The following is a 13,963-nucleotide window of genomic DNA, read 5'->3' as shown; positions in this document are numbered from 1 at the left end:
AAGTCATCCCTTCCCGGCGGATGGTGACTCTCCTGGGCATACCGGGCGGATGGGGCTCGCCTTCCGGGGATGAGCGGTGTAGATGTATCTCTATGGCCCGGTTCATGGGTCGATCGTGGGTTGCCCGCGTGTTCCCCGGTCGGCGCCCACGGAGTCGGCGGCGTGAGCGCCCTCAGGAGGCGGGACGCCCTCGGGCGTGGATGAGCGTCCGCAGCGTCGCCGGCCAGGTCTTCGTCCTCCAGCTGATCATCGTGCTGCTGCTCGGTGCCGCGGCGACCGTCGCCCTGGTGCTCCAGGTACGGCACGACGCCACCGACGAGGCCCGCAGCCGCTCGGTCGCGGTCGCCGAGTCCTTCGCCAACTCGCCGGGGATGGTCGAGGCCCTGCGCAGCCGCGATCCGACCGCCGTGCTCCAGCCGAAGGCGGAGGCCGTCCGGAAGCAGTCCGGGCTCGATTTCGTCGTCGTCATGAAGACCGACGGCATCCGGCTCACCCACCCCAAGCCCGACCGGATCGGCAAGCACTACATCGGCACCATCGAACCGGCGATGCGGGGGCATACCACCACCGATGTCGGCCCCGGCACCCTGGGGCAGGCGATGGACGCGGTGGCGCCGATCTTCGACCGTCACCACAAGGTCGTCGGCGCGGTCGGCGCGGGGATCACGATCAACACGGTGAGCGGGCTCGCCGACCGCCAGCTGCCGCTGCTCATCGGCGCCATCTCCGCCTCGCTCGCGCTGGCCACCGGCGGCACCGCCATGGTCAGCCGACGGTTGCGGCGCCAGACCCGGGGTCTTGACCCGGGCGAGATGACGCGGATGTACGAGCACCACGACGCGGTGCTGCACGCCGTCCGCGAGGGCGTGCTGATCGTCGACGGCGACGCCCGGCTGGTGCTCGCCAACGACGAGGCGTCCCGGCTGCTCGGCCTGCCGCCGCGCCCCGAGGGGCGCCCGATCCGCCAGCTGGGCCTGGATCCCGGGATGGCCGGGCTGCTGCTCTCCCGGCGCGTCGTCACCGACGAGGTGCTGGTGGAGGGCGACCGGCTGCTGGCGGTGAACAACCGGCCCACCGACCGCGACGGCGGCCCGCCCGGCAGCGTCGCGACCCTGCGCGACTCCACCGAGCTGCGCGCCCTCTCGGGCCGCGCCGACGTGGCGCAGAAGCGGCTCAAGCTGCTGTACGACGCCAGCGTGGAGGTCGGCACCACGCTCGACGTGGGGCGTACCGCCGTGGAGCTGGCGCGGGTGGCGGTGCCGCGGTTCGCCGACTTCGTCACGGTCGACCTGGCGGATCCCGTGGCGCGCGGGGAGGAGCCGCCCGCGGTCGGCGGCGCGGAGATGTGCCGGGCGGCCGTCCACGGCATCCGGTCCGACCACCCCTTCTACCGCGTGGGCGAGCGGTTCTCGTTCGCCGAGTCCACGCCCCAGGCGTGGGGCCTGGGCAGCGGTCAGGCGGTCGTGGAGGACGATCTGACCCAGGCGTACGGCTGGCAGGCGCAGGACCCCGACCAGACCCGCAAGGTCATCGAGTACGGCGTACGGTCGCTGGTCACCGTGCCGCTGCGGGCCCGTGGCGTGCTGCTCGGGGTGGTCAACTTCTGGCGGATGGCGGAGCGCGACCCCTTCGAGGACGAAGAGGTGATTCTCGCCCAGGAGCTGGCCTCGCACGCGGCGGTGTGCATCGACAACGCCCGCCGCTACACCCGCGAGCACACCATGGCGGTGACCCTCCAGCACAGCCTGCTGCCCCGCGCCGTGCCCGTGCAGAGCGCGCTGGACGTGGCCTTCCGCTATCTGCCCGCCGAGTCGGGCGTCGGCGGCGACTGGTTCGACGTCATCCCGCTGCCGGGCGCGCGGGTGGCGCTGGTGGTGGGCGACGTCGTCGGGCACGGGCTGCACGCGGCGGCCACGATGGGGCGGCTGCGCACCGCCGTGCACAACTTCTCCACCCTCGACCTGCCGCCCGACGAGATCCTGTCCCACCTGGACGACCTGGTGGCCCGCATCGACCAGGACGAGAGCCCGCTCGGCCAGGGCGTCCCCGGGGGCGAGCCCACCACCGGGGCGACCGGCGCCACCTGTCTGTACGCGATCTACGACCCGGTGACCCGGCGCTGCACCATGGCCCGGGCCGGGCATCCGCCGCCCGCCGTGGTGAGCCCGGACGGCTCGGTGGAGTTCCCGGACCTGCCCGCGGGGCCCCCGCTCGGCCTCGGCGGGCTGCCGTTCGACACGGCCGAACTGGAGTTGGCCGAAAACAGCCATATCGTCCTCTACACCGACGGGCTCATCGAGGACCGCCGCCGGGAGATCGACATCGGTCTGGAGATGCTGCGCGACGCCCTGTCGCACCCGGGGCGGTCGCCCGAGGAGGTCTGCACCGAGGTGCTCGACGCGATGCTGCCGACCCAGCCGGGCGACGACATCGCGCTGATCGCCGCCCGGACCCGGGTGCTGGGCCCCGGCCGGGTGGTGTCCTCGGACGTGCCGAACGACCCCGCCGCGGTGGCCAGGGTCCGGGCCGAGGTGCAGCGGCAGCTGGCGGAGTGGGGCATGGAGGAGATCGCGTTCACCGCCGAACTCGTCCTCAGTGAGCTGATCACCAACGCCATCCGGCACGCCACCGGCCCGATCGGGCTGCAGCTGCTCCGCGACCGCGCCCTGATCTGCGAGGTGTCCGACACCAGCAGCACCTCACCGCATCTGCGGTACGCGACGCCGATCGACGAGGGCGGCCGCGGGCTGTTCCTGGTCGCGCAGTTCGCCGAGCGCTGGGGTACCCGCTACACCCCGGGCGGCAAGGTCATCTGGGCCGAACTGGCCCTGCCGGAACCGCCGGAGGCCGGTCTGGAGCCGTCGGCTCACGCGTCCGGGCGTGTCTAGTAGTGCTAGTCATTCTAGCTCCGGCCGTCAGGTGTGCTGTCTGTCGAATAGGGATACGTGACCCCAGCTCAGAACCGTTCACCTTTGGCGCGATCGGACAACGTCCGGTGCCGGACCTCGATGCTGACAGGTCGTCATGGTCCGTGTGCCGAGCGCGGTCGTTCAAAATTCTCTGAGCAGTACTACCATGTGCCGCCCACGGCTTGATGTCCGCGTGGTCCACCCTCAACCCACGAACGCGCCCATGAGGACCTGATAGATGTCAGCACATATATCCAGCCATCCCTACAAAGGGCCTGCCGTGACCCGGCAGGCCCTGGCCGTGCCCCTGGGGGCCGCGGTCGTCGCCGGCGGGGCGGGAGCGTGGGTGACGGCAGAGGTGCCCGAAGCCCAGCGCGTCCTCGTCGCCGTCTTCTGCGCGCTGGCGGCCGTCCTGCTGGGCGTGGCCCTCGCGGTCGCCGCCCACCGGTCGCGGACCATCGGCCGTCTCCAGTCCCGGATCGCGAGCCTGGAAGCCTCCGCCGCGCAGTACTCCGCGGAGGCCGCCCGGCTCGCTGACGAAACGATTCCCGCTGCGGTGAAGGGCCTGCGGGACGGCGGTTCCGTGGACACCGTGCTGATGCAGGTGACCAAGCCCGGCGACCAGGCGCACGGCCGGGTGCTGCGCCGGGTGGTGCAGGAGATCGGCACCGGTGAGCGCATGCGCGCCTCCGCGATGGCCGCCTGCGCCAACGCGGCCGGCCGGGTCCAGGCCCTGGCCACCAGCATGCTCGCGGACCTGCGCGAGATGGAGAACCGGCACGACGAGAGCGTCCTCGGCGACCTGCTGAAGCTCGACCACACCACCGCCCAGACGGGCCGTATCGCGGACAGCATCGCGGTGCTCACCGGCGCCCGCTCCGGGCGCCGCTGGACCAAGCCCATCGTGATGGAGTCCATCCTGCGCGGCGCGGTCGGCCGGATCAGCGCCTATCAGCGGGTACGGGTCCACGCGGCCAGCAACGCGGCGGTGGCCGGTTACGCGGCCGAGGGCGTCATGCACGCCCTCGCCGAGCTGATGGACAACGCCACCAGCTTCTCGCCTCCCACCGAGGAGGTGCACGTCTACGTCGAGGAGACCCACACCGGCGTCGTGGTCACCATCGAGGACGGCGGCCTGGTCATGGGCCCGTCCGCGCTGGCCCGCGCCCAGAAGGCGGTCTCCTCGCAGACACTCGACCTGACGACCCTGTCCGGCACCCGGCTCGGCCTCGCGGTCGTCGGCTGTCTGGCCCGCAAGCACGGGCTGACGGTCTCCTTCCGGCCGTCCGCCCGGGGAGGTACCGGCGTCGTGGTTCTGATCCCGCAGCAGCTGATCACGCACATCAACCAGGACGCGGTGCCCGAGGCGCCCGTACGGAACCGGGTCGAGCCCGCCCGGCCGCGTACCGCCGCCCCGGCGGCGGCCGACCCCCGCGTCGCCGCGAGCGCCGAGCGCCCCGAGCCGGTGGCCGAGGCACCCGCACCGGCGGCCCCTTCGGCTCCGGTGGCCCAGCCCGCCCCGGCGGCGTCCGCGCCGCCCGTGGCGGAGCCGTCCCCGGCTGCCGAGCCCTCCGGCGCGCCCGGCTCATCCGATGGCCCCTCCGGCGCCGACGCTCCGGCGGAGCCGCGCATCAACGGGCTGCCCCGGCGGCGCCGGGGCGAGACGCTCGCCGCGGCCACCCGGGCCACGCCGAAGCCCGCGCCCGATGCCAAGCCGAAGCCCCCGCGTACCGACGCCGGAGCCCGCTTCGGTGCCTTCCGTGACGCCACGCGCGGCTGCCCCGCGCCGTCCGCCGAGTCCGCCGAGTCCGCTGAGTCCGCTGAGAACGACCAGCCGTGATGATAGGAACGCCGATGAACACCACAGACCGCAGCTTGGACTGGCTGCTGGAGAACCTGCTGGAGAAGACGCCGGGGGCCCGGCACGCGCTGGTGCTGTCCCGGGACGGTCTCAAGCTGTGCCTGACGTCCGGTCTCTCCGTGGACCAGGCGGACCAGCTGTCGGCCATCGCCTCGGGTATCCAGAGCCTCTCCCACGGCGCGTCGATCGAGTTCGGGGACGGCAGCGGCGGCGTCCGGCAGTCCATGACGGAGTTCCACGGGGGAATCCTGTTCATCGTCGAGGCGGGCGAGGGCGCTCACCTGGCCGTCGTGGCGCACGACGAGGCCGACGTCGGCATCATCGGCCACAACATGAACGAGATGGTCGAGCAGATCGGCGACCATCTGCGGGCGGCGCCCCGTACCTTCGCGAACGGCGGCCGGGGCGGCGGGGCGAACGCATGATCCGAGGGCCGCTCGACAGCGAGGACCCTGACCGGCTGTACACCGTCACCGGTGGCCGCAGCCGCGCCGACGAGAGCGTGTTCGACATGGTCACGCTCATCGTCAGCGAATCCGACCCCTCACTCGGCATGCAGTCCGAGCACGTCAAGATCCTCCGGATGTGCCGTCGGCCCATGGCGGTCGTGGAGATCTCCTCGTACCTGGGACTGCCCGTCAGCGTGGTCAAGATCCTGCTCTGCGACCTGCTCGACACCGGCAAGATCACCGCGCGCCATCCCCATGCGGCCCGCCCCGACAACGGAGGGCTGCCGGAGCCCGAAACGCTGAAGAAGGTGCTCGTTGCACTCCAGAACCTCTGAACGCGCCGACGACCGGGCGCCACTGCGGGCGAGCGCGAGCGATGGCCTCAAGATCGTCGTCGTCGGCGGATTCGGCGTGGGCAAGACGACCATGGTCCAGTCGGTGAGCGAGATCCGCCCGCTCAGCACCGAGGAGACGATGACCCAGGCGGGCGTCGGGATCGACGACGCCTCGTTCGTCCAGTCGAAGACGACCACCACGGTCGCCTTCGACTTCGGCCGGATCAGCCTGGACGAGCAGATGGTGCTCTATCTGTTCGGCGCACCCGGGCAGGAACGTTTCTGGTTCCTGTGGGACCGGCTCTTCGCCGGGACCCTGGGCGCGGTCGTCCTGGTCGACACCAACCGGCTCGCCGACTCCTGGTACGCCATCGACCGGCTCGAATACCACGGGACGCCGTTCATCGTGGCCCGCAACAACTTCACCGAACCGCAGCACACCCTGGAGGAGGTCCGGGACGCGCTCGATCTGCCCCCGGACATCCCCATGATCGACTGCGACGCCCGTGAGCGCGACTCCAGCAAGGCCGTGCTGGTCGCGCTGGCCCGTCACCTCTACTCCCTGTCCACCTCCTCCGCCGCCCGGGAGACCACCGCGTGACCACCCCGGACCCCATGTCCCCACCAGAGGACCCCTTCGCCCCCGCCGCACCACCCCCGCAGGGCTGGCCGGAGCAGCCCGGCGCGGTGCGGCTGGACATGGATCTGCTCCGCGCCGATCCGGACGAGCTGTACCGGGGGCTCCGCCGCGAGCACGGTCCCGTCGTCCCCGTACTGCTCGAACCGGACATCCCCGTCTGGCTGGTGCTCGGCTACCGGGAGCTGCTGCGGGTCACCACGGACCCCAACCTGTTCGCCCGCGACTCACGCCGCTGGCACTCCTGGGACCGGGTCCCGGCCGACTGGGAGCTGATGACGTTCGTCGCCTACCGGCCGACGATGCTGTTCTCCGAGGGCGCCGAACATGAGCGCCGCTCCGAGGCGATCATCGAGAGCATGGAGTCCGTGGACCCGTCCGAGCTGCGGGCGCAGTGCGAGCGGGTCGCGGACGCGCTGATCGACGTCTTCGCGGGCAGCGGGCGCGCCGATCTGATGGCCGAGTACGCCAGCCAGATCCCGCTGCGGGTGCTGAACCCCATGTACGGGCTGGACGACGACCCGGCCCTGACGCAGGAGATGGTCGACCTGGTCAGCGGGAAGGCCGGACCGGCCGCGTTCGAGCGGCTGACCAACCGGATGGTGGCGCTGCTGGAGCACGCCCGGGCCAACCCCGGCGCGTCCAACATCGCCTCGGTGCTGGCGCACCACCCGGCGGGCCTCAACGACGAGGAGATCATCAACGACCTCCTGGGCAACGTCTACGCGGCCCACCAGCCCACCACCGACCTCATCGGCAACGCGCTGCGGCTCATGCTCACCGACGAGCGGTTCGCGGTGACGATGGCGGGCGGGCGGCGCAGCGTCGGCCAGGCGCTCAACGAGGTGCTGTGGGAGGCCACCCCGGTCCCCAACTGGGTCGGCCGCTGGGCGTCCGAGGACACCATGTTCGCCGGGCGCCACATCCGCAAGGGCGACTGCGTGATGCTGGGCCTCGCGGCGGCCAACGCCGACCCCGACGTACGCCCGGACTTCCGGGCCGGGGCGTCCGGCAACCAGGCCCACATGTCCTTCAGCCACGGCCCGCACGGCTGCCCCCGGGCCGCCCGCGAGCTGGCCGAGAACATCGCCATGGCCGCGATCGAGGTCCTGATCGACCGCCTCCCGGACGTGGCCCTGTCGGTCACCCCCGACGAACTGCAGTGGCGCTCCGCGCTGATGATGCGCGGTGTGTCGTCCATCCCGGTCGACTTCACCCCGGCCTTCACCCGCTGACCCGCCGTCCCCCCCCGGCCCCGGCGATGCGAGCCACCGCCGGGGCCGTTCGCTGCCCGCCGGTGGCTCAGCTCGGCAGCGCGTTGAAGACCGCTTCGGGCCGGTCGCGTCCGGAGAACAGGTCCCACGCGGTGTCGGCGATGTCATCGGGGTCCAGCGACATGTTCTTCACCTCCCCGAACCGCTCCGGCTGGGACGCCACCATCCGGTAGATGTCGCCGCGCTCGACGGCCCCGCCGATGACCAGCACCCCCGCGTAGATCCCCCGCTCCGCCAGGGCCGCGTTGAGCGTCACGCCGTAGGCGCGCAGCGCGGAGGAGAGGATCGCCAGATTGCCGAGCGCGGGCATCGGCAGCACGGCGCTGAGGCCGGTCGCGAACAGCAGCCCCCCGCCGCCGCGTTCGGTCATGCCGGGCAGGACCTGCTGGACCACGTCGACGGCCGGGTACATCCAGGTCATCGCGTCGGCGACGCTCGCCGCGTCGGACTCGGTGATCGGGGTGGGCCAGGCGTCGGCATCGGCCGAGGCCGGTCCGTAGTAGACGAGGTCGATGGTTCCGTACCGCTCGGCGATGGCGTCCAGAGCGGACCGCAGGCTCCCGGCGTCGCGCACGTCGGCCGGGAAGGACCCGGCCTCGACGCCCGCCGAGGCCAGCTCCTCCAGATATCCGGCGTGCCGCGCTCCGCTGCGCGACACCAGGGCCACGGTGTACCCCTCGCGGCCGAAGCGATGGGCGATGGACATGCCGAGGCCGGGCCCGGCTCCGATGACGACGGCGGTCTTGCGAGGTGGTGCGGACATACGGATGTCCTTTCCGGAGCAAGAAGAAGTTGAGGGGTGCCTCACCTTACGTTCGTGACGGTAGCACGGAACATGAGGGAAGCCTCGACTTTTGTAGAATGGCCGCCATGACAGCCGGATCCAGGCCCCTGCGGGCCGACGCCGCGCGCAATCGCGGCAAACTGCTGACCGCCGCCACCGAGGTGTTCGGGGAGCGCGGCCTCGAAGCCCCGCTGGAGGAGGTGGCCCGCCGGGCCGGGGTCAGCATCGGCACGCTCTACAACCACTTCCCCACCCGGGAGGCGCTGCTCGACGCGATCTTCCCGGAGCGGCTCGCCGCCCTGGACCGGATCGCCGCCGCCGCGCTCGCCGACCCCAGCCCCTGGGGCGGGTTCACCGGTTACGTGGAGGGGCTGTTCGCCCTGCAGGCCGAGGACCGCGGGCTCAACGACGCGCTCGCCCGGCGCTTCCCCGCCGCCGCCGAGCTGAACGAGGCGTCCCGCCGCTGCCTCGGCCACACCGAGCAGATCATCGACCGTGCCAAGGAGAGCGGCGCGCTGCGCCCCGACTTCGCGCCACAGGATCTCGCCGTGCTGGTCTGGGCGATGTCCCAGGTGATCCGGGAGTCCATCGACACGGCGCCCCGGGCCTGGCGGCGCTGCCTGGCGTTCTTCCTCGACGGCCTGCGCGCCGACGCCGCCCGCGCCATCGCCGAACCCGCCCTGACGCAGGGGCAGATGGCGCGCATCATGGAGCGCTCGGTGCCGGAGGGGTGACCCCAGGAACGCGGGGCTGCAAGCGCGCTGGACCTTCCCTCCCCGCGTACGGAAGGTCCAGCACGCCTACTTTCACGCCTCACCCTTAATGCTCATGGGCGCGCGTTAAGCTGGGGGCGTCACCGTATCCAGACGTGGGCACGTCACGCAATGCAGTACCGGCCAGTAGCGGCTTGAAGTAGTGAAGATCTCGTGCACCCGGGTTTGGCGGGACGTAGGGTCGGCCCCGTTACGGACCCCACTCGCGGCACAGGAGACATGGCGGCTCACCATCCATGAACGCCCGACCACCCCACGGCTCGGCGCGCCCCGGCGGGCGCACGGCACGGACCCGCGCCGCCGTGCTGGCCGCCGCCTACGACGCGTTGGGCGACGACGCGTACACCGAGCTGACCCTCGACAAGATCGCCCAGCGCTCCGGGGTGCACGTGTCGACGATCCGGCGGCGCTGGCGGACGGTGGAGGGCGTCGTCGTCGATCTGCTGGACCAGCGCAGCTCAGCGCTGCTCACCCCCGACTCGGGCGACTTCCGGCGGGATCTGCGCCAACTCGCCCAGACCATCGCCGACTTCAACACCGCGATGAACAACCGCAACCTCATCCAGGCGCTGCTGACGGCCGCCGCCCACGATCCACGGGCCGAGGAGATCGTCCGCAATGCCTTCGTCGGCCGGATCGAGCAGGTGACGCAGATCGTGCGGCACGCGGCCGACCGGGGCGAGGTGCCCCCGGACACCGACGCGATGGACGTCATCGCCGCGCTGGGTGCGCCGTTCTACTACCGGGTGCTCATCCTGCGCGGGACCATCGACGCCCGGCTGGTGCGGACCAGCGCCGAGGCGGTCTATCAGGCGGCGCGCGCGGGGGCGTTCCGCAGGGACGGCGAGGCCCCCGGCCCGTGAGCAGCGGGCCGGGGGCGTCACCGGGGTGTCAGCGGGGTGTCACCGGGGCCTTCAGGAGCCGCTGCCGCGCTCCTTCAGCATGTCGGCCATCAGCTGGATCTCCGACTGCTGGGCCTTGACCATCGATGTGGCCAGCTGCTTCTCGGTCGGGTCCGCGACCAGCTCCACCGCACCCTTCGCCATCGCGACACCGCCCTTGTGGTGGGCGGTCATCAGCTTCAGGTAGAGCACCTCGGCCGCCTTGCCCTTGGCGTCACGCAGCTTGTCCAGCTCGGTGTTGGTGGCCATGCCCGGCATGAGCGAGCCGTCATGCGGCTTGTAGGCGTGGTCCATGCCCTTCATCGAGCCATGGTCCGTGCCGTCCGTGCCGTCCATGCCGTCCATGCCGTCCATGGGGTCCGTCTCGGCGTCCTTCATCCACGTCATCGGCGCGTCCTCGGACGCCCGGTCGAGACCCCACCGGTCCAGCCAGCCCTGCAGGATCCCGCGCTCGGTGGCCTGCGCCGTGAGGATGTCGAACGCCAGCCGCCGCACGTCCTCGTCGTCGGTCTGGTCGCGCACGATGAGCGACATCTCCACCGCCTGCTGATGGTGGGTGGACATGTCGCGCGCGAACCCGGCCTCGGCGGAGGCGTCGTTCGGCGCGCCGGTGCCGGTCGTGCCCTCCGAGCGGTCGCTCAGCAGCCACACCACCCCCACCGCCACCAGCGTCAGCACCGCGAGGGCGGCGGTGATCCCCGCCACCAGCGGCTGCCGCGACGCGCGGCCGAGGGCGGTGGTCCCCTCCGTCACGAGGACTTCCCGTTGGTGCAGTAGGCGTTCGGCTCGGGGGTCTGCTTGCCCTGGACGAACTTCTTGAAGAACGCGGCCACCCGCGGGTCCGACGCCTTCTGTATCTCCAGCTGGTTGCCCCACGCGCTGAGGACGATCGGCGCGTCCTGGTCCTCGTAGGGGCTCATCAGCGAGTACTTGGTCTTCTCCACCCGGGCCTTGAGGGTGGCGACGTCCTCCTTGGACGCCTTGTCGTTGTACGTCACCCACACCGCGCCGTGCTCCAGCGAGTGCACCGCGTTCTCCTTGGCCAGCGGCTTGGTGTAGACGTCGCCCTGGCAGTTCTGCCAGACCTGGTTGTGGTTTCCGCCGACCGGCGGGGACATCGCGTACTTCACCGAGCCGCCCACATGGGTGCGGCCCAGGTTCTTCCAGGTCTTCATGCCCTTGAACTCACCGGTCTTCACGACCGACGAGCTGACCTTCGCGGCCTTCTCCTCCTTCTTGTTGCCCGCGTCGACCAGGAAGAAGCCGCCGACCGCCAGAGCGGCGACGATCACGGTGCAGGAGGTGATGGTGATGATCCGGTACCTGCGCTCGCGGGCCTTCTCGGCGCGGCGCAGCTCCTCTATCTTCGCGCGGCGCTCGGCCGCGCCCTTCGTCTTCGATCCCTTGGAAGCCATGGCTGTCCAGTCCTCGCGTTCTCGCACTGTCGCACTGAATGAGTGAAGTGATGGCGGATGACGGCGATCGGCCTAGGTGCGGAGTACTTGGAGCTGATGGAGGCCGAGGGCGTGGACGGGTGGGTCGGGCGGTGCCCGTACGGAGTCCGTGACCCGGGGGCCGCCCGGCGGCCGGAGCCCGGCGGGGGCGGGCGGCGGGACGGGCGCGGGGACCAGGGCGGGGTTCCCGCCACGGGGACCGGCCACGCAGTCGTCGCTGCCGTTGCCGTTGCCGCTGCCGTCGCCCGGGGTGTTCGTGCCGTCCCCGGTGGCCGGGGTGCCGGGCGGGACGTGCTGAGGGACGTCGAGGGCGGCCAGGGACCGCTCCAGCGGGGGCCGTTCGAGCTGCGGCTCGGCTATGAGGCGGTGCGGACAGCCCACCGATATCGGCGGGTGGTCGCCGCCGGAGTGGACGCACGACGGCGCCACCCACAGCACGGTGGCGAGGAGCGGTACGACACGCCTGAGGGCGGCACGCGTGGTGGCTCGCACCTTGCGCATCCGTAAGCCCTCGTCTCCGGCCCGCCCTCTGCCCATCGCGCCAGATCGTAACCAGTGGGCCTGCCGGGACTGAACGGGTACGGCCGCAATCGCGTCAGTCGTGCCGGGGGAGACCCGACAATTCGTGGTCGGCGTGGTTCAGCGCCTCCGTGACCAGCCGGGCCAGGTGCCCGTCCCGGAGGGCGTAGACGACGCGTCGGCCGTCCTTGCGCGAGGTGACGACCCCGGCCAGCCGCAGCTTGGCCAGGTGCTGGCTGACGGCCGGGCGGGCCGCCCCGCAGACGGCGGTCAGCGCCGTCACATCGGCCTCGCCCGAGGCCAGGGTGTGCAGCAGCGTCAGCCGGGTGCGGTCGGCGAGCAGGCCCAGCACCTCGGCGGCGCGCGCGTACTGCTCGGCGCTCGGGGTGTGCGGATGCGCATCGTGCGCAGCTGATAGGTGCATGCGTGCGCTCATACGCACATAATGGGCCGCGGGGACGCACTGTGTCCAGTACGTGCGAAGCGCAGGAGGAAGGCGGAGGCCATGACGAACGACCGGCACACGCACGATCACGGGCATGACCATGGGCACGGGCACAGCCACCACCGCAGCCGCAGGGCCTGGCGGCACCGCGCGGGCCATCTCCTGCGCCCCCACTCCCATGACTCCGCCGACAAGACGGACCGGGCCCTGGAGTCCTCCGCGCGGGGCCTGCGCGCCCTGTGGACCTCCCTCGCGGTCCTCGGCGTGACCGCCGTCGCGCAGGCCGTCGTCGTGGTCGTCTCCGGGTCCGTCGCGCTGCTCGGCGACACCGTCCACAACGCCGCCGACGCCCTGACCGCCCTCCCGCTCGCCCTCGCCTTCCTGCTCGGCCGCCGCGCCGCCACCCGCCGCTTCACCTACGGGTACGGGCGGGCCGAGGACCTGGCCGGGATCGCGATCGTGCTCACCATCGCGGCCTCCGCCGCGTTCGCCGCCTGGACCGCCGTGGACCGGCTGCTGCACCCGCGCGACATCGAGCAGCTGCCCGCCGTGGCCGCCGCGGCCGTGGTCGGCTTCCTCGGCAACGAATGGGTCGCCCGCTACCGCATCCGGGTAGGCCGCGAGATCGGCTCGGCCGCCCTCGTCGCCGACGGTCTGCACGCCCGTACCGACGGCTTCACCTCGCTCGCCGTCCTGCTGAGCGCGGCCGGTGCCGCCCTCGGGTGGCGGCTCGCCGACCCCCTCGTCGGCCTCGCCATCACCGCAGCGATCCTGCTGGTGCTGCGCGACGCCGCCCGCGAGGTGTTCCGCCGGGTGATGGACGCCGTCGACCCGGCCCTCACCGACGCCGCCGAGCGCGCCCTGCGCGCCGTTCCGGGGGTTCAGGACATCGGCGAGCTGCGGCTGCGCTGGATCGGCCACCGGCTGCGCGCGGAGGTCGCGGTCGTGGTCGGCGGCGAGCTGACCGTACGGGAGGCCCACGGGGTCGCGGTGGACGCCGAACACGCCCTGCTGCACGCCGTCCCCCGGCTGACCGCCGCCCTCATCCACGCCGACCCGGCCCCGTCCGACCGGTCCCCCGACCCGCACGGCCCGCTGGCCCACCACGCCGTGTGATGCAGAGGTGATGCAGAGGTGATGCAGCAGAGGTGATTCAGACGGCGCTGACCGGGGCGATCAGCCCGGCCGTGGAGGCCGGGGGTACCGGGCCCACCCGGGCGCTGACCAGGTCGCCGCGCTCCAGGAAGCCCGTACCGCTCAGATCGACGTGGACGCGCAGCCCGTAGGCGTCGTCAGGGTCAAGATCGCCCGGGACCGTGACGCTGAACGGGATGTGACCGGCCGGGCTCAGCGGCACATCGGTCTGCACCTGCGCCCCCACCACGGAGGTGGCCACATCGGCGCGGGACACGTTGCGCACCTCCACCACCACCCGTGCCGCCCGCACCGTGGGGGTGTCCGGGGGCAGGGACACGATGCCGCTGAGGACACTGCTCATGCGCGCCATTACATGCCACCCGCGCCCCTCGCGTAACACGGTCGGGGGTCCCGTACGGCCATCCGGGTGGGGCTCGCGCACCGGACGCGGCCCGGAATGCCGGGCCGCGTCCGTCCGCTTTTA

General features: G+C 72.1%; 15 protein-coding genes. 9 read left to right on the top strand and 6 right to left on the bottom strand.

Annotated features, from left to right (window positions below):
- The first annotated feature begins 200 nt into the window (after positions 1 to 200).
- From ACWC5C_RS26750 to ACWC5C_RS26725, 6 genes are all read left to right on the top strand, one after another.
- Complete coding sequence (locus ACWC5C_RS26750) at positions 201 to 2,888, top strand: SpoIIE family protein phosphatase (protein WP_450879307.1); 2,688 nt, start codon at positions 201 to 203, stop codon at positions 2,886 to 2,888.
- Between the two features lie 259 nt (positions 2,889 to 3,147).
- Entirely contained in the window at positions 3,148 to 4,749 is a 1,602-nt protein-coding gene (locus ACWC5C_RS26745) for a sensor histidine kinase (protein WP_450879305.1), read from the top strand.
- Positions 4,750 to 4,763: 14 nt separating this feature from the next.
- Positions 4,764 to 5,195 carry a roadblock/LC7 domain-containing protein gene (locus tag ACWC5C_RS26740; RefSeq protein WP_450879303.1) on the top strand — a complete coding sequence of 144 codons (432 nt, stop codon included), beginning with the start codon at positions 4,764 to 4,766 and terminating at the stop codon, positions 5,193 to 5,195.
- Complete coding sequence (locus ACWC5C_RS26735) at positions 5,192 to 5,554, top strand: DUF742 domain-containing protein (protein ID WP_385445530.1); 363 nt, start codon at positions 5,192 to 5,194, stop codon at positions 5,552 to 5,554. Before ACWC5C_RS26740 ends, ACWC5C_RS26735 begins: the two co-directional genes overlap by 4 nt.
- The gene (locus ACWC5C_RS26730) at positions 5,535 to 6,155 is read left to right on the top strand and encodes a GTP-binding protein (protein WP_450879301.1); all 621 of its coding nucleotides are present in this window, start codon (positions 5,535 to 5,537) and stop codon (positions 6,153 to 6,155) included. Before ACWC5C_RS26735 ends, ACWC5C_RS26730 begins: the two co-directional genes overlap by 20 nt.
- Before the next feature lie 14 nt (positions 6,156 to 6,169).
- Positions 6,170 to 7,426, top strand: coding sequence for a cytochrome P450 (locus tag ACWC5C_RS26725; protein ID WP_450879299.1), 1,257 nt, complete (start codon positions 6,170 to 6,172; stop codon positions 7,424 to 7,426).
- A gap of 67 nt (positions 7,427 to 7,493) precedes the next feature.
- Here ACWC5C_RS26725 and ACWC5C_RS26720 read toward each other — a convergent pair whose 3' ends face one another.
- On the bottom strand, positions 7,494 to 8,228 hold the full coding sequence (locus ACWC5C_RS26720) for an SDR family NAD(P)-dependent oxidoreductase (protein WP_450879297.1): 735 nt from the start codon (positions 8,226 to 8,228) through the stop codon (positions 7,494 to 7,496).
- A gap of 107 nt (positions 8,229 to 8,335) precedes the next feature.
- Between ACWC5C_RS26720 and ACWC5C_RS26715 the strand changes: the two genes are divergently transcribed.
- Positions 8,336 to 8,983 carry a TetR/AcrR family transcriptional regulator gene (locus ACWC5C_RS26715; RefSeq protein WP_450879295.1) on the top strand — a complete coding sequence of 216 codons (648 nt, stop codon included), beginning with the start codon at positions 8,336 to 8,338 and terminating at the stop codon, positions 8,981 to 8,983.
- A gap of 275 nt (positions 8,984 to 9,258) precedes the next feature.
- Positions 9,259 to 9,885 carry a TetR-like C-terminal domain-containing protein gene (locus ACWC5C_RS26710; protein ID WP_450879293.1) on the top strand — a complete coding sequence of 209 codons (627 nt, stop codon included), beginning with the start codon at positions 9,259 to 9,261 and terminating at the stop codon, positions 9,883 to 9,885.
- A 51-nt stretch (positions 9,886 to 9,936) separates the two neighbouring features.
- On the opposite strand, the gene ACWC5C_RS26705 is transcribed toward ACWC5C_RS26710, so the two are convergent.
- The 4 genes from ACWC5C_RS26705 to ACWC5C_RS26690 all read right to left on the bottom strand — a co-directional run bounded on the left by ACWC5C_RS26705 (position 9,937) and on the right by ACWC5C_RS26690 (position 12,333).
- A complete protein-coding gene (locus ACWC5C_RS26705; RefSeq protein WP_450879291.1) occupies positions 9,937 to 10,677 on the bottom strand; it encodes a DUF305 domain-containing protein in 741 nt (246 codons plus the stop codon).
- On the bottom strand, positions 10,674 to 11,339 hold the full coding sequence (locus ACWC5C_RS26700) for a DUF3105 domain-containing protein (RefSeq protein WP_450879289.1): 666 nt from the start codon (positions 11,337 to 11,339) through the stop codon (positions 10,674 to 10,676). The genes ACWC5C_RS26705 and ACWC5C_RS26700 overlap by 4 nt, the downstream gene beginning before the upstream one ends.
- A 72-nt stretch (positions 11,340 to 11,411) precedes the next feature.
- Positions 11,412 to 11,915, bottom strand: a complete 504-nt coding sequence (locus ACWC5C_RS26695) for a hypothetical protein (RefSeq protein ID WP_450879287.1) — start codon at positions 11,913 to 11,915, stop codon at positions 11,412 to 11,414.
- Between the two features lie 58 nt (positions 11,916 to 11,973).
- Positions 11,974 to 12,333, bottom strand: a complete 360-nt coding sequence (locus tag ACWC5C_RS26690; protein WP_450879285.1) for an ArsR/SmtB family transcription factor — start codon at positions 12,331 to 12,333, stop codon at positions 11,974 to 11,976.
- Positions 12,334 to 12,402: 69 nt separating this feature from the next.
- On the opposite strand from ACWC5C_RS26690, the gene ACWC5C_RS26685 reads away from it, so the two are divergent.
- Entirely contained in the window at positions 12,403 to 13,458 is a 1,056-nt protein-coding gene (locus tag ACWC5C_RS26685) for a cation diffusion facilitator family transporter (RefSeq protein WP_450879283.1), read from the top strand.
- Positions 13,459 to 13,495: 37 nt separating this feature from the next.
- Here the strand turns inward: ACWC5C_RS26685 and ACWC5C_RS26680 are convergent, their stop codons facing one another.
- On the bottom strand, positions 13,496 to 13,840 hold the full coding sequence (locus ACWC5C_RS26680; protein WP_450879281.1) for a hypothetical protein: 345 nt from the start codon (positions 13,838 to 13,840) through the stop codon (positions 13,496 to 13,498).
- Positions 13,841 to 13,963: the final 123 nt, after the last annotated feature.

Source organism: Streptomyces sp. NPDC001700, from assembly GCF_053596435.1.
Note: the sequence above shows the minus strand (reverse complement) of the source record. Positions and strands in the feature narration are given on the sequence as shown.

What these genes read in the sequence shown, in the direction of transcription:
- ACWC5C_RS26740 (WP_450879303.1), top strand. Translation starts at nt 4,764, where the DNA reads ATGAACACCACAGACCGCAGCTTGGACTGGCTGCTGGAGAACCTGCTG.
- ACWC5C_RS26745 (WP_450879305.1), top strand. Translation starts at nt 3,148, where the DNA reads ATGTCAGCACATATATCCAGCCATCCCTACAAAGGGCCTGCCGTGACC.
- ACWC5C_RS26725 (WP_450879299.1), top strand. Translation starts at nt 6,170, where the DNA reads ATGTCCCCACCAGAGGACCCCTTCGCCCCCGCCGCACCACCCCCGCAG.
- ACWC5C_RS26680 (WP_450879281.1), bottom strand. Translation starts at nt 13,840, where the DNA reads ATGAGCAGTGTCCTCAGCGGCATCGTGTCCCTGCCCCCGGACACCCCC.
- ACWC5C_RS26715 (WP_450879295.1), top strand. Translation starts at nt 8,336, where the DNA reads ATGACAGCCGGATCCAGGCCCCTGCGGGCCGACGCCGCGCGCAATCGC.
- ACWC5C_RS26685 (WP_450879283.1), top strand. Translation starts at nt 12,403, where the DNA reads ATGACGAACGACCGGCACACGCACGATCACGGGCATGACCATGGGCAC.
- ACWC5C_RS26720 (WP_450879297.1), bottom strand. Translation starts at nt 8,228, where the DNA reads ATGTCCGCACCACCTCGCAAGACCGCCGTCGTCATCGGAGCCGGGCCC.
- ACWC5C_RS26735 (WP_385445530.1), top strand. Translation starts at nt 5,192, where the DNA reads ATGATCCGAGGGCCGCTCGACAGCGAGGACCCTGACCGGCTGTACACC.
- ACWC5C_RS26750 (WP_450879307.1), top strand. Translation starts at nt 201, where the DNA reads ATGAGCGTCCGCAGCGTCGCCGGCCAGGTCTTCGTCCTCCAGCTGATC.
- ACWC5C_RS26700 (WP_450879289.1), bottom strand. Translation starts at nt 11,339, where the DNA reads ATGGCTTCCAAGGGATCGAAGACGAAGGGCGCGGCCGAGCGCCGCGCG.
- ACWC5C_RS26710 (WP_450879293.1), top strand. Translation starts at nt 9,259, where the DNA reads ATGAACGCCCGACCACCCCACGGCTCGGCGCGCCCCGGCGGGCGCACG.
- ACWC5C_RS26690 (WP_450879285.1), bottom strand. Translation starts at nt 12,333, where the DNA reads ATGAGCGCACGCATGCACCTATCAGCTGCGCACGATGCGCATCCGCAC.
- ACWC5C_RS26695 (WP_450879287.1), bottom strand. Translation starts at nt 11,915, where the DNA reads ATGGGCAGAGGGCGGGCCGGAGACGAGGGCTTACGGATGCGCAAGGTG.